9 protein-coding genes are annotated in these 13,867 nt (G+C 61.4%); 1 reads left to right on the forward strand and 8 read right to left on the reverse strand.

Annotated features, from left to right (window positions below; translation table 11 throughout):
* Positions 1 to 23: 23 nt before the first annotated feature.
* On the reverse strand, positions 24 to 5,189 hold the full coding sequence (locus KVQ82_RS07005) for a DUF6543 domain-containing protein (protein WP_222018497.1): 5,166 nt from the start codon (positions 5,187 to 5,189) through the stop codon (positions 24 to 26).
* 268 nt (positions 5,190 to 5,457) lie between these two features.
* Here KVQ82_RS07005 and KVQ82_RS07010 point away from each other — a divergent pair, with 268 nt between their 5' ends.
* Complete coding sequence (locus KVQ82_RS07010) at positions 5,458 to 6,477, forward strand: alpha/beta fold hydrolase (protein WP_222018498.1); 1,020 nt, start codon at positions 5,458 to 5,460, stop codon at positions 6,475 to 6,477.
* Between the two features lie 91 nt (positions 6,478 to 6,568).
* Here the strand turns inward: KVQ82_RS07010 and KVQ82_RS07015 are convergent, their stop codons facing one another.
* The 7 genes from KVQ82_RS07015 to KVQ82_RS07045 all read right to left on the reverse strand — a co-directional run bounded on the left by KVQ82_RS07015 (position 6,569) and on the right by KVQ82_RS07045 (position 13,616).
* Positions 6,569 to 6,907 carry a GlpM family protein gene (locus KVQ82_RS07015; RefSeq protein WP_222018499.1) on the reverse strand — a complete coding sequence of 113 codons (339 nt, stop codon included), beginning with the start codon at positions 6,905 to 6,907 and terminating at the stop codon, positions 6,569 to 6,571.
* On the reverse strand, positions 6,907 to 8,187 hold the full coding sequence (locus KVQ82_RS07020) for a sigma-54 dependent transcriptional regulator (RefSeq protein WP_232966756.1): 1,281 nt from the start codon (positions 8,185 to 8,187) through the stop codon (positions 6,907 to 6,909). The genes KVQ82_RS07015 and KVQ82_RS07020 overlap by 1 nt, the downstream gene beginning before the upstream one ends.
* A 44-nt stretch (positions 8,188 to 8,231) precedes the next feature.
* Complete coding sequence (locus KVQ82_RS07025) at positions 8,232 to 10,133, reverse strand: sensor histidine kinase (RefSeq protein ID WP_222018500.1); 1,902 nt, start codon at positions 10,131 to 10,133, stop codon at positions 8,232 to 8,234.
* A 216-nt stretch (positions 10,134 to 10,349) separates the two neighbouring features.
* The gene (locus KVQ82_RS07030; RefSeq protein WP_041068333.1) at positions 10,350 to 11,084 is read right to left on the reverse strand and encodes an amino acid ABC transporter ATP-binding protein; all 735 of its coding nucleotides are present in this window, start codon (positions 11,082 to 11,084) and stop codon (positions 10,350 to 10,352) included.
* Complete coding sequence (locus KVQ82_RS07035) at positions 11,081 to 11,752, reverse strand: amino acid ABC transporter permease (RefSeq protein WP_041068335.1); 672 nt, start codon at positions 11,750 to 11,752, stop codon at positions 11,081 to 11,083. The genes KVQ82_RS07030 and KVQ82_RS07035 overlap by 4 nt, the downstream gene beginning before the upstream one ends.
* Complete coding sequence (locus tag KVQ82_RS07040) at positions 11,752 to 12,498, reverse strand: amino acid ABC transporter permease (protein WP_041068336.1); 747 nt, start codon at positions 12,496 to 12,498, stop codon at positions 11,752 to 11,754. Before KVQ82_RS07040 ends, KVQ82_RS07035 begins: the two co-directional genes overlap by 1 nt.
* Before the next feature lie 191 nt (positions 12,499 to 12,689).
* Positions 12,690 to 13,616: a glutamate/aspartate ABC transporter substrate-binding protein gene (locus KVQ82_RS07045; RefSeq protein WP_222018501.1), complete on the reverse strand. Its 927-nt coding sequence runs from the start codon at positions 13,614 to 13,616 to the stop codon at positions 12,690 to 12,692.
* Positions 13,617 to 13,867: the final 251 nt, after the last annotated feature.

Consider the following 13,867-nt stretch of genomic DNA (forward strand, 5'->3'; position numbering starts at 1 on the left):
GCCATGCCCCGCTGCTTTTCGCCCTAGAGGTCTGCGAAATGCCGGATACCCAGCGGTTTACCGATATCGCCGCGCCAGATCGCCTCGACCTGTGCCCCGCTGGCGGCCTGAACCTGCTGCCATTGCAGGCCGAGGTTGCGTTGCTCCGGCAATTTCAGGTGCGCCTTGACGAAGTCAGCAAAGGGCACCTTGTCCGAGGTGTAGTGAAAATGCGCGTACCACAGCGTGCGCGGCGGCGTGGAGGTGAGGTCGCGCACGGCGTATTCCTGAAGGAAATCCTTGCGTCCATCAGCCCTTTTGCCCAGTGCCCGCAGCGGACCTTCGCGGCGGATATCCACCACTTGCTGTTGCAGCAGATAATCCAGATAGCCTTCAGTGGGCGTCTTGCTGCGCAGTGACTGATCAATGCGCAGCGTACGACCGGTACGGCGCAGTTCGCGGGCCTTGTCGTGCAGTTGCAGCACCACCGGTTCGGTCGGCGACAGTCGCTCGATGGCCTGGGCACGGGTGCTCAGTTCGGTCGCTTCGCTGCTGAACATGTGTTCCAGATCCACCGGCAGCATGTCCTGGCGGGCATAGCCCTGCACCTTGTTGCTGTAAGCCGGAACCGCTGCCAGACGTTTGCGCGCTTCGACCAGCAGTGGCTGAACGTCAGTTGGCAACGTTGCTGCCGTCGGGGCGGTGCGCACTTGCAGATGGTATTTGCCACTGGAGCGCGGCAGCCAGGTTTCGCGGAATCCGTCGATGCCTTCGATGGTGATGCGTTTTTCCCGGGTGCCGGCGTCGATGCTTTCCGTGCCGATCAGCAACTGGTTGTCCTCGGTCTCGAACAGTTGCTTGCCGCCAGGCTCTTTCGGCTTGATTGGCGCACGTTGCCTGATCGCATGCCGCGCCTGCGCTTCGACCTGAGTCAGCCCCTCGAGGAACAGCCCGACCTGTTCCAGATCCAGATGCTGTGCATAACCCAGTGTCCAGGCGTTCAATTGACGACGGAAATCGGCATAGATCTGCAGGCAGTCCTCAAGGATCCGATTGCGCTGAACCAGGCTGGCGCTGACCTCTGGCAGGTGATGCTGGGTCAGCAATGCGCGCCCGACCTTGGTCCGGGCGTCTTTGAGCTGGGTATGGAAATACGCCCAGGACAGGTCAGTGACCGCATCGTAGCGGGCAATGATTTCCAGCAGATGCGCAGTTCTCAGGTAGTGATGCGTGTTGTCTCCCAGATTGCGGTTGATAGCGGCCATGTCTTTCGCCATCCGGGCTTTCTGCGCGCGGTTGCTGATGCGGTTGTTCCACAGTCTGGCCTGCTCGGTGATCGCATGCAGTTGATCGAACTCCTTGAGGAAATCCTCGCGCGCCTGCTTGCGCCGGGCCATGAGTGTGATATGGACGCTGGTGTGGTCGAAGGGCACGGCATCGGACTCGGCGACCAGTGCGTCGATCCGGTTCAGGTGTTCCAGCAAGCGGTCGCGGGCGACGGTGACGCGCTGCACGGCGCGGTCGACCACGATCCAGGCGCAGCGGCTCTGGATGGCTTCAATCTGCAGACGTTTGCGGCCGTGGCTCAAAGGTATTAATTCGACAAGGTTGTCGTATTGGGCGATCGCGACGTCGATGTCATTCAGGCAGGCTGTGTCAACGGCTGTCTGCAGGGGCTTGCGCTGGGCAATATCGAGGTTCTGATAGTTCTCCAGCAACTGGTTGGTGGCGCGGGTCTGAGCATCGAGGCGCCGGGTGTAGTTGTCGGCGGTGTTGGTCAGGGTCATTTGCCGGCGCAGTTGCCGATCGGTCCACCAGCGCGGTAGCCACTGGCGGATCGGCGCAGGCCAAAGCGGATCCAGGCCGTCGACCAGATGTCCGAGCACTGCGCCGCCGCCAGGACCGCCACCGTCCATTACCGTGCCGTGCACCGCATAGTGGGTGTTCCACTGACCGCTGTCGTCGAGGGCGATCGGTTGTTTGTAGCCGCGCATCCATGTGCCGTAAAGCCTCCAGCCACGCGGTGCATCGCTTAGCTGAACCCGATAAATGCGGCCCTGACGAACGATGAAATCGCCATCGGCGTGACGGTAGACGTTGCGATAGACACCGTGGGTGGCCGGGTGCAGGCCGGCCAGGGAAATGTCGAATTCGTACTCGTAACCCTTGAAGCGGTCGAGCGACTGCCGGGCCCGTTGCCAGGACGCCGACATGGTGGCGAATCCGCCCAGGGCCGCGCCTTGCCGCTGACGTGTGGCCAGACGTGCTGCTGCGGGGGCCGAGACGGTTCCGGGCAGCACATCCATTGCCGCGTCGATCAGTGACAGCAGCACCGCTTCCACCTCCGCCAGACCATGCCCGAGCTCGCCGCGCAAGAACGCCGCGACGGCCAGATTGGCGCTGTTCCAGGCGTCATACAGGGCCACTGCCGCCCCCACGAACGGCACCATGCCGATGGCCATTTTCAGATAGTTGAACAATGCCCCGGATTTCAGTGCACAGCGTTCCAGATACAGCGCATCGTTGGAACGCGAACTGCTGTGATGGGCTTCCAGCAACCGACCCATGTGCACGTTCAATAGATGAATGGCCAGCGATGTGGTCGCCGGCCAAGCCATTCCGACGCCGATCAGGGCATCGAAATTGCGCAATTGCGCCTGATTGATACGGCTGACATGGCTGGCAAAATCGCCGCTCACGGCGCGTCCGGCCAGGTAATTGACCATTTTGCTGTCCATACAACGCCTGAACAGATCCATTCGCGCCTGTTCCAGCGTCGTGTACTGCCGCAGGAAGAGGGCGTCGGTGCTGTCGGGCAGGTAGAGCAGGGTCAGGCCACTGTTCTGTTCGACAATGAACGTCAGCCCGGCGAGCGTGCTCGGTCCCTCATGCGCGGTGTCCTCTCCACCAACCGTCAGGTGCACCGGCAGCAGCGCGATGCGCTTCCCATCAACGGCATACGCCTGGGGTGAAGTCGCATCGATGGCGACCTTCAGTACGGCATGGCCGGCACTGTCGATGTGCCGTTGCAGCAGGGCGAATTCACCTTGCAACCTGAGCATCAGCCGCCATGGTTCGCTCAGGCATTCGCGGCGCCAGGCCTGCTGAAACGCAGGTTCTGCCGGCGCGCCGAAAAACACTTGGCGAATCTGTTCTTCGTAACGTCCGGGCAGATCGAGCTCGGTCACCAGTTTGCGCAAGTAGACCAGGTTGAGTCCGGCTTCGACGCGCTGCCGATCGGTTTCGTCCTCGGCACGGATCCTGGCCTGCATGAACGACAGTCGCCACCACATGGCTTGATCGATGTTGTGCTGTGCCAGTTGTTCGAGGGCGAGATCGCTGCGCTTGTCGCTCGCGGTCAGGACATTGCGTTGCGGCGTGCCAGGCGCAGCCCCTTCCATCACGGTTTTTTGCCAGACCGTCGAATCGGGCAGATCGAGGCTCACGCTCACGCTTTGTTTGAGCGCGAAGTCCGCGCGCAAGCGGGCGTCGATGCGTTTTTCGGCGAAGGCCTGACGCGACGGCAGCTCCCGTTCGAGCAGCGCATGGGCGCGATGCATGGCGCCGAGGTAGTGGCTGATCAGCGCTTTGAGCGTGTTCCGGTGCGCCGCGTCGAGGTTGTCGAACCACTCGGGCAGGCTGCCGGCCAGCGCGGCGCTGCGGTCTTGCGCCTGACGTTCGGCAAATGCCCGTTCGCGGGCCTGCGCGATCGGCACGGTCAGGCGTGGCAAGTGTTGTTCGCGCAACTTTTCCATCTCGGCCTGGCGCTCGCCGGCACGGCCGGGCAGCGGGTTGTCGCGTAGGATCTGTGCGGCCTGTTGTTCGCATTGATAGAGCTGCTGATCGAGTGACCAGGCGAGCGGGTCATCGGTCAGTGGTGTCAGGTGCAGGGTCAGCCCGCCGTCCTGGGGCGAGCGTTTGAACACGTTCTGCTCCAGTGCCGCACGCGAAGCAAAACGTTGCAGGCCGCCAAACTCGCCGGGCCAGTAAAGCAGCAGGCTGTCGGTGGAACCGGGGGCCAGCGCTGCAAGAGGGGCGATGATCAGTACACCTGGCAGCTCCTCGACGGCGCTGATGTTGTCGTCTGCCGTAGCCAACGATATGCGGGCGATGACCCCGTCCGTTGGCGGCAGGTGGTGTCCCGGTGCGTCCAGCATTGCGATGACTCGCCGATGTTCCGCGACGGACAGTTGCTCCAGCGTCCGTTGCAGTTCGACCTCCGCGCGCAGCCCTGCGATACGCGCCTGCAGCAAGGCCTGGTAATGCTCGTTTGAGCGGCGGCGTAATTCGAGCAGGGTCAGCGGAGTGTGGCTGTCGAGCAGGGCCGATGCCGCGTCATGGCTGGCCTGCTGAGCCTCGCGCAAGGCGACGAGTCGTTGTGCCAGTTGTTGACGTTGCGGACTGTTCGGCTCGGCGTCGCCAAACAAGCGGTCAAGCGCACGCTGTTCAAGCGCCAGCGTCTGCCGGCGCAGATCCAGGGGAATGTCGGCCATCAGCAAACCGAAGGGCGCGACCTCATCGACGCTTGGCCCGGCACTTTGCGGCAGAGCGGGCGTGATCGGGAAAAACTTGTCGAGTGCGATCCCGTTGTCGCCAGTGACGGGCGAACTCGACAGCAGCGGTTCAACGCCGCGCTTGAGCGGATCACTACCGAATTCGATGAAGTCCAGCGAGGAGACTTGCAGTCGCTCCGGTTGCTGATCCATCAGCCAGCGCTCAAGGTCGGCCTGTTTTTCGAAGCGGAGCAACGGTTGTGGGTGTGCGGGCAGGTAAAGCAGCAGCGTTTCCTCCAACTGAAGCAGCAACGTGCCGTACAGACGCACCCGGCTGTTATCGACACGATTGAGTACCGGTTGCGCGACCCGCAGATCCGCCGCGACCTGGCTCGACGGGGTGAGAAGTTGCTCAAGCCTGTGGCGTTGTGAGGTGTCGAGCTTGCCTTCGGCAGCCGCCCATTGAAGCGCGGCCTCAAAGTGCAGTTGATAGAGACTCAAGGCATGCTCGCGCCGTGACAGCGCAGTGCCGGGCGCGCGGGCATCCCACCAGGCGCTTTCGGGTTGCCCGGGATGCCGGGCCATGAGGTCCAGCCATTGCTGGTGACAGTCGTTCAGACGAGCCGTGGCCAACAGGTGCAGATGTTGATCGACGTTGGGCTGTAGCCGCTGATCAAGGCCGAAGTCGGCTGTTACAAGGGGAGGCGAATGGGTCATGCGACAGGGCTCCAGAGGGCATGCAGACCGGGTAATTCCGGTTTTCATGCCTATTAGAGGCGCGCTGTCACAAGCCCATGCGGTACATGGTTATCGCTGGGGGAGTGGTTTTGTTGCAGAGGATGTACAGACTGTTCCGGCCTGATTCGTTGTCGGAGAATGACCGCTCGGCAAACTTCATCAAACTGTCACGCAACTGTGGCAGCGCGCTTGAACAAACTTCATCAGACTCGCGCTCTACTGGGGTTCTGCGTTTCGGTGTTTCTTCATGCGTTTATTTTTTCTGTTGGCCGCGCTGTTGTTCGGCCTGCCGTCGATGGCGGCTTCGCGTTGCGACGTCAATGTACCGACTGAACGGGTCGATCTGGCCCAGGTGAGCCTGGCGTACCAGAGCATCGGCCGTGCTTCGGATCCGGCGCTGTTGCTGGTCATGGGTTTGGGCGGCCAGTTGATTCACTGGCCGGACGAGGTGGTGGTTGCGCTCTGTCAGCAGGGTTTTCGGGTGATCCGCTATGACAACCGCGATGTCGGTCTGTCGACCTGGCGTCAGGCCCCGGCCGACGCCAACCTGACCTTTGAAGTGCTGCGTTACAAGCTCGGATTGCCGGTGTCGGCACCGTACTCGCTGAGCGACATGGCCGATGACGCGCTGGGGTTGATGGACGCGCTGCACATCGAGCAGTTTCACGTGCTGGGTGCCAGCATGGGCGGGATGATCGCCCAGCACTTGGCGGCGATGGCGCCACAACGGGTGGAAAGCCTGACACTGATCATGACCAGTTCCGGCGCCGAAGGCTTGCCGGCACCGAGTGCGGCGCTGGTGCAACTGCTGGCGCGGCGTGGCGCGCCGAATCGCGAAGTGGCGCTGGAGCAGCAGGCCGATCTGCTGGCAGCGCTCGGCAGCCCGGCTGTCACGGATGACCGGCAGGCGTTGCTGCATCAGGCGGCGGTGGCCTACGACCGGGCGTTCAACCCGGAAGGCGTGAAGCGCCAGATCATGGCGATCCTCGCCGAGCCGAGCCGGGTGACGTTGCTCAATCAACTGCGGGTGCCGACCCTGGTGGTGCACGGCACGGCCGATCCGCTGTTGCCGGTGATGCACGGCGTGCATCTGGCGGCGCATATTCGTGGCAGTCAGTTGAAGCTGATTCCGGGGCTGGCCCATCGTTTTCAAGAGGCGTTCAAGGCGCCGTTGCTGGCGGCGGTGTTGCCGTATTTGCAAGCGCATCGTGAAGACACGTCGCACTGGGCGCAGATCGAGCCGGTGGCAAGCGGCAACCTGCTTTAGCTGAGGTTTTGACGGTGTTGACTCGGGCCTCTTCGCGAGCAAGCCCGCTCCTACGTTTGCAATGCGGTTCCCTTGTGGGCGCGGACTGTGATCAGCTGTGCAGGCGTACCCACACCGAGACCAGCACGGTCGCCGCGATCAGCCACGCGACCACCGCCACGGCCAGTGAAGCCTCCAGGCGCATGCGGTCAACCATCACGTACAGCGTCGCCAGATAGATGAAGTACGGAATGATCGACCACATGCCGAACACAATCGTCGCCTTCAGATCGTCGATCGAACGACCTTTGCCGACGATGTAGTGGGCGATCAGGGCGAAGGTCGGAAACAGCGGCACCAGTCCGGCGATGTAATAGTTTTTGGTCTTCGACAGCGCGGCGAGGATCAGCACCACCGCCGCGCCGAGTGCCGCTTTGAGTACCAGATCCATCAGTGGCTCAACCCGTACTTTTTCACTTTGTCGAACAGCGTGGTCTTGGCCATGCCCAGCTCCAGACTGGCTTGAGTCAGGTTGCCGCCGCTGCGTTGCAAGGCATCGTTGAGCAGATTGCGCTCGAAGGCTTCCACCGCTTCGGCGAACGCCAGCCCCTGACCGCCGCTGCTGGCGCCGGACTTCTTGAACGCCGGCAGGCCGAGGGCAAAGCGCTCGGCGACGTTACGCAGTTCGCGCACGTTGCCCGGCCAGTCGTGGCTCATCAGGTTTGACAGGGTCTGGTTGTCCAGCTCGGGCAACGCGCGGTCGAAACGCAGCGCCGACTGCTGGGTGAAGTGTTCGAACAGTTGCAGGATGTCCTCGCGGCGCTCGCGCAGCGGCGGCAGTTCCAGCGTCACCACGTTGAGGCGGTAGTACAGGTCGCTGCGAAACTCGCCGGCCTTGCTCGCTTCGTCGAGGTCGGATTTGGTCGCCGCAATCACCCGGCAATCCACCGCCACGCTCTGGTTCGAGCCGAGGCGTTCGAGGGTGCGTTCCTGCAACACGCGCAGCAGTTTGATCTGCAACGGCAGCGGCATGCTTTCCACTTCATCGAGGAACAGCGTGCCGCCGTCGGCGTGTTCGATCTTGCCGATACGCCGTTTGCCGGCACCGGTGAAGGCGTTGGCTTCGTGGCCGAAAATCTCGCTTTCGAACAGGTTCTCCGGCAGGCCGCCACAGTTCAGCGCGACGAATTGCTTGGTGTGGCGGCGGCTGAAATCGTGCAGGCAGCGCGCGACCAGTTCCTTACCGGTGCCGGTCTCGCCTTCGATCAATACGTTGGCCGAGGTGTCGGCGACGTTGGCGATCAGTTCACGCAGGTTCTGCATGGCTGGCGAGCGACCGATGATCCGGCCTTCGAGGGAATCGCGTTCAGCCAGTTGCCGACGCAGCGAAGACACTTCCCGGGCGAGGCTGCGTTGCTCCAGTGCGCGGCGGGCGACGTCGACCAGACGCTCCGGCGAGAACGGTTTCTCCATGAAATCGTAGGCGCCTTTCTGCATCGCACCGACCGCCATTGAGATGTCACCATGACCGGTGATCAGCACCACCGGCAGACTGCGGTCGCGTTGCTTGAGGCGGGTCAGCAGTTCCAGGCCATCGATGCCCGGCAGGCGGATGTCGCTGATGACGATGCCGGCGAAGTTGTCGCCAACCTGCTCCAGCGCTTCTTCGGCACTGCCGACACCGATGCAGGGAATGTCTTCCAGGGTCAGTGCCTGCTGGCAGCCGAGCAGCACATGGGGGTCGTCTTCGACGATCAGCACACTAAGGTCGTGGTTCATATTGGCTCGGCAGGAGTAGGGCTTACCAACGGTAAACTGAGGACGAAGGTGGTGCCACCGCTGGCCGGATGTTCGACACCCAGGTGCCCGCCGGTGGCGGCAGCGAGGCTGGCGGAGAGGGTCAGGCCGAGGCCCAGGCCCTGTTCGCCGGGTTTGGTGGTGAAGAACGGCTCGAACAGATGCTTGCGCGCCTCGGCATCGACGCCGTGGCCGTTGTCGCGCACCCGCAGACGATATTTGCCGTTGAACTCTTCGCCCTCCAGCCACAGTTCCGGCTGCGGCTGCGCCTGCATGGCGTCGAGGGCATTGCCGATCAGGTTGACCAGAATCTGTTCGAGGCGGGTCTGGTCGATCTGCACTTGCACGTCGATGAATTGCCGATGCAGTTGCAGTGACGCGCTCTCGACCCTGGCACCCAGCACCTGCAGCGCGGCGTCCACCGCTTTGCCGAGACTGGCCTGGCCCTTGTCGTCCCCGCGTCGGGCGAACGAGCGCAGGCTGGCCGTGATCCGGCCCATGCGGTCGATCAGGTCATTGATGGTCTTGAGGTTGGTGCTGGCGACGTCGAGCTGGCCGCGTTCGAGGAACCGAATGGTGTTGCCGGACAGGGTGCGCATCGCCGCCAGGGGCTGGTTCAATTCGTGGGCAATGCTGGTCGACATCTGGCCGATGGCTGCGAGTTTGCCGGCCTGCACCAGTTCGTCCTGAGCGCGGCGCAGGGTTTCTTCGGCCTGCCGTCGTTCGCGGATCTGGCTCTTGAGGCGTTCGTTGCTGGCGCGCAGGTCGCCGGTGCGTTCGGTGATCCGTCGCTCGAGTTGACTGTTGGCCTCCTGCAAGGCTTCGCGAGCGGCGAGGCGGGTGGCGATGACCTTGCGCCGCTCGTTCCAGGCAATCAGCAAAAACGCCACCAGAGCGAACGCCACCGCCACCAGAATGCCTTGGTTGATCGCTTCACGGCGCAGGTCCTGCAACGGCGTGAGCAAGGTGAAATTCCACGGTGTGTCGCTCAGTGGCCGGGTCTGAGCCAGATAGCTGATGCTGTCGTCATCGGCGCTCACTTCGCTGTTGGCGGGGAAGGTCAGTTTCTCCACGCCTTCGGCCAGGGTTTCGCGGGCCAGTGGTTGCAGTTCGTTGAGCGGAAACCAGTAATACTGCAGGCTGCGGGCGAGCTTCTCTTTGGTTTCATCGCTCAGCGGAACCACCGATTTCAGGCGCCGCGCCGGATCGCTGGAAAGAATGATGATGCCGTTCTCGTCGCTGACGAAGGCTTCCAGGCGGGCGCGTTGCCAGCGCTCTTCCAGGGCTTCGAGACGCACTTTGACCACGGCGACGCCGATGATCTTGCCGTGTTCTTCCAGACCGTGGGCGAGGTAATAACCGGGTTCGCCGCTGGTGCTGCCGATCCCGTAGAAACGTCCGGGCTCGCCGCGCACGGCGTTCTGGAAATAGGCGCGAAAGGACAGGTCTTCGCCGAGGTAACTGTCGACGTCGCGCCAGTTGCTGGTGGCCATCACGCGGCCGGTGGTGTCCATGACATAGATGGCCCGACTGCGGCTGCGCCGGTTCAGGCCTTCAAGGTAAGCATTGACCGTTTGCCGGTGTTCCGGGGTTGGATCGGCCAGCAATTGCGGGACGCTGGTTTCCAGTTCCAGCAGGCTGGGCAGGTAGGTGTATTTGCTGATCTCGCTTTCGACGGTGCGCGCGTGCAGTTCAAGCTGACGCTGGCCGTTTTCGCTGAGGCTGCGGATGCCGAAATGTTCACTGGTCCAGAAACCGGCGTAACCCAGTCCGATCATCAGCACGATGATCAGCGGCGGCAGAAACAGATGGCGAATCAGACGAGGCTTCACGGCAAGTGATGGCGGCGCTGCGCGATAGAGATTGGGGTCGCATTTCATCACAGTTGCCTTGGGTCAACCAGCATGGCTAACAGCATCCTGGTTTGTTCGAGCGCGGAACCTGTGGCGAGGGGATTTATCCCCGATCGGCTGCAAAGCAGTCGTCAAACCGGCAGATGCGGTTTGATTTTGAAATGCTGGGGTCGCTTCGCGGCCCATCGGGGATAAATCCCCTCGCCACAAAGCTCCCTCGCCACAGCGTTCAGTGTGTTGCTTTTAGTGCTGCAGGATTTTCTCGAGGAAATGCTGCGCGCGTTCGGAGCGTTGGCTGATGTCGCCAAAGAACTCTTCTTTCTTGCAGTCTTCGATGATCTTGCCGGCATCCATGAAAATCACGCGGTCAGCCACTTTGCGGGCGAAGCCCATTTCGTGGGTTACGCACATCATGGTCATGCCTTCCTGGGCCAGTTGCACCATCACGTCGAGCACTTCGTTGACCATTTCCGGGTCGAGCGCCGAGGTCGGTTCGTCGAACAGCATGACGATCGGGTCCATCGCCAGCGCACGGGCAATCGCCACACGCTGCTGCTGACCGCCGGACAGTTGCCCCGGGTGCTTGTGGGCATGCGCCGACAGGCCAACGCGTTCCAGCAGTTGCAGACCTTTTTTGGTCGCTTCTTCCTTGCTGCGGCCCAATACCTTGATCTGCGCAATGGTCAGGTTTTCGGTAATGGTCAGGTGCGGGAACAGCTCGAAATGCTGGAACACCATGCCGACGCGCGAGCGCAGTTTCGGCAGGTTGGTCTTCGGGTCGGCAATCGAGGTGCCATCGACGACGATGTCGCCTTTCTGGAACGGCTCCAGCGCGTTGACGCATTTGATCAGGGTCGACTTGCCCGAGCCCGACGGGCCGCAGACCACGATCACTTCGCCTTTCTTGACCTCGGTGCTGCAATCAGTCAGCACCTGGAAGTCGCCATACCACTTGTTGATGTTCTTGATGGAGATCATACGGCAAACCTTTTTTGCAGACGCTTGACCAGCAGCGAGGCGGAAAAGCTGATGATGAAGTAAACGACACCGGCAAAGATCAGGAACTCGTTGGAACGACCGATGATGTCGCCGCTGGAGCGGGCGGAGTTGAGGAAGTCCACCAGGCCCACGGTATAGACCAGCGAGGTGTCCTGGAACAGGATGATCGACTGTTGCAGCAGCAACGGGGTCATCTTGCGGAACGCCTGGGGCAGGATGATCAGACGCATGGTCTGGCCATAGGTCATGCCCATCGCCTGCGCGGCGGCCATCTGGCCTTTGGGGATCGACTGCACGCCGGCACGGACGATTTCACAGAAGTACGCGGCTTCGAACATCATGAAGGCCACGACGCAGGACGTGAACGCGCCGATCGGGGTGTCTTCGCCGGTGATCCAGCGCAGCACGAACGGTACCGCGAGGTAGAACCAGGTGATCACCAGCAGCAGCGGGATCGAGCGGAAATAGTTCACATAGGCGCCGGCCACGCGGGACAGCAGTTTGCTGGACGACAGGCGCATCAGCGCGAGGATCGTACCGAGCACGATGCCGCCGACCACGCCCATGACCATCAGCTTCAAGGTCATGAGCATGCCGTTCCACAGGCCCGGGATCGCGGGGATGATGCCGCTGAAATCGAAGTCCATTATTTACCCCCCACGGAGATCAGGCCGGGCACCGCGACTTTCTTCTCGACCATGCGCATCAGCAGCATCAGGCTCATGTTCAGGGTGAAGTAGATCAGCGTGGCCAGGGTGAACGCTTCAAACAGGTTGGCCGAGAATTCGGCGGTCTGTTTGGTTTGCGCCAGCAGTTCCATCAGGCCGATCAGGGACGCCACGGAGGAGTTCTTGAAGACGTTGAGGAATTCCGAGGTCAGCGGCGGAATGATGATGCGGTAGGCCTGGGGCAGCAGCACGTTCCAGTAGATCTGCGGCAGCTTGAAACCCATGGCGCGGGCGGCGGATTCCTGGCCGCGTGGCAGCGCCTGGATACCGGTGCGCACTTGCTCGCAGACCCGGGCGGCGGTGAACAGGCCCAGGCACACGACGACACTCAGGTAGGCCGAGGTGGTCGGGTTCAGATCCTGTTTGTACCAGTCCTGCAGGTTTTGCGGCAGCAGGTCGGGCACCAGGAAGTACCAGATGAACAGCTGAACCAGCAGCGGCACGTTGCGAAACAGCTCGACATAGCACGTCGCGATGCCCGACACGAGGCGGCTCGGCACGGTGCGCATGACCCCCAGAATGGAGCCCAGCAGCAAAGCGATGATCCAGGCCACGACGGCGATGGCAATGGTCCAGCCCAGACCGGAAATGAACCAGTCGAGATACGTCTCGCTGCCCACGCCGGTGGACTTGAAGAACACGCCCCAGTCCCAGTTGTAATTCATTAGGGTCTCCCCTCGAAATCGATCGATGTACAAGCACCCGCTTGGGGAAGATCCTTTCCCGTCCGACGTTGAACGTCGGGCACACGCGATCGGCTCGGAAACCGCCTGGTCGAGTGTTCCACAGTAAAGCCAGCAGGTAGTAACAGACGTCTGAGGGAGGTTGCTCCCTCAGACGACAGGTTAGTCAGGAATCAGATTTTTACGTCAGGCGCAGGCTTGTCGCTCGGATTGGCGATCAGCTCTTTCACCTTGTCGCTCATCGGGAAGTTAAGGTTCAGGCCTTTCGGTGGGATCGGGCTTTCGAACCACTTGCTGTAGATCTTGTTGATCTCGCCGGACTTGTACAGGCCGACGATGGCGTCATCCACCGCTTTCTTGAACGCCGGGTCGTCTTTACGCACCATGCACGCGTAGGCTTCGAAGGACTGTGGCGTACCGGTGATGACCCAGTCAGTCGGCTTCTTGGCCTTGGCTTCTTCACCGGCCAGCAAGGCGTCGTCCATCATGAAGGCAACGGCGCGGCCGCTTTCCAGCATGTTGAAGGATTCGCCGTGGTCCTTGGCGGAGATGATGTTCATGCCCATCTGCTTGTCGGCGTTCATCGCTTTGATGATGCGCTCGGACGTGGTGCCGGCGGTGGTCACGACGTTTTTGCCCTTGAGGTCGGCGAAGTCTTTGTAGGACGGGTTGCCATCCTTGTCTTTCTTGACCAGCAGACGGGTGCCGATTTCGAAGATGTTGACGGTGAAGTCGACCTGTTGGGCGCGTTCGGCGTTGTTGGTGGTCGAGCCGCACTCGATATCCGCGGTGCCGTTCTGGATCAGCGGGATACGGGTTTGCGAGGTCACCAGGTTGTACTTGACCTGCAGGTCTGGCTTGTTCAGGTCTTTTTTCAGGGCTTCAACGATGGCCACTTGAATGTCGTGGGAGTAGCCCACTGGCTTGCCGGAAGCATCCGCGATGTAGGAAAACGGGATGGAGCTGTCGCGGTGAGCGAGGGTGATGGTGCCGGAATCGTTGATTTTCTTCAGGGTGCCGGTGAGTTCGGCGGCGAAAACTGGTGTGCTGATCAGAGCGGCCGCAATGGCTGCGCCCAGGATAGGGGGAACGATGCGCATCAAATTTTCCTCGAATTGTTTTTTTTATGGAGCCAGTTCGTCGGCCCTTTTGTGCTTCGAATGCCTGACGGGTCCTGAAGTGTTGGCACGGCAGGCATTCGTCGAGAGAGTGTAGAGCATGAGTCGTGCCAGAGCAGTTGTAGTGGGTCAACTGATTGATTAATAAGGAAATTAAAGTTTTTAGTTAATGTTTTTGACTGAAATTGATCCGGTTATCCGAATCGACCGGGAGGTCGCGTTCGGAAAACCGA

It is taken from the genome of Pseudomonas sp. AO-1 (genome assembly GCF_019775695.1).
Taxonomy (GTDB): Bacteria; Pseudomonadota; Gammaproteobacteria; order Pseudomonadales; family Pseudomonadaceae; genus Aquipseudomonas; species Aquipseudomonas parakoreensis.

Bases quoted from the DNA above. Each gene is read 5' to 3' on its own strand.
- KVQ82_RS07030 (WP_041068333.1), bottom strand. From the start codon at position 11,084: ATGATCTCCATCAAGAACATCAACAAGTGGTATGGCGACTTCCAGGTG.
- KVQ82_RS07010 (WP_222018498.1), top strand. From the start codon at position 5,458: ATGCGTTTATTTTTTCTGTTGGCCGCGCTGTTGTTCGGCCTGCCGTCG.
- KVQ82_RS07045 (WP_222018501.1), bottom strand. From the start codon at position 13,616: ATGCGCATCGTTCCCCCTATCCTGGGCGCAGCCATTGCGGCCGCTCTG.
- KVQ82_RS07025 (WP_222018500.1), bottom strand. From the start codon at position 10,133: ATGAAATGCGACCCCAATCTCTATCGCGCAGCGCCGCCATCACTTGCC.
- KVQ82_RS07015 (WP_222018499.1), bottom strand. From the start codon at position 6,907: ATGGATCTGGTACTCAAAGCGGCACTCGGCGCGGCGGTGGTGCTGATC.
- KVQ82_RS07005 (WP_222018497.1), bottom strand. From the start codon at position 5,189: ATGACCCATTCGCCTCCCCTTGTAACAGCCGACTTCGGCCTTGATCAG.
- KVQ82_RS07040 (WP_041068336.1), bottom strand. From the start codon at position 12,498: ATGAATTACAACTGGGACTGGGGCGTGTTCTTCAAGTCCACCGGCGTG.
- KVQ82_RS07035 (WP_041068335.1), bottom strand. From the start codon at position 11,752: ATGGACTTCGATTTCAGCGGCATCATCCCCGCGATCCCGGGCCTGTGG.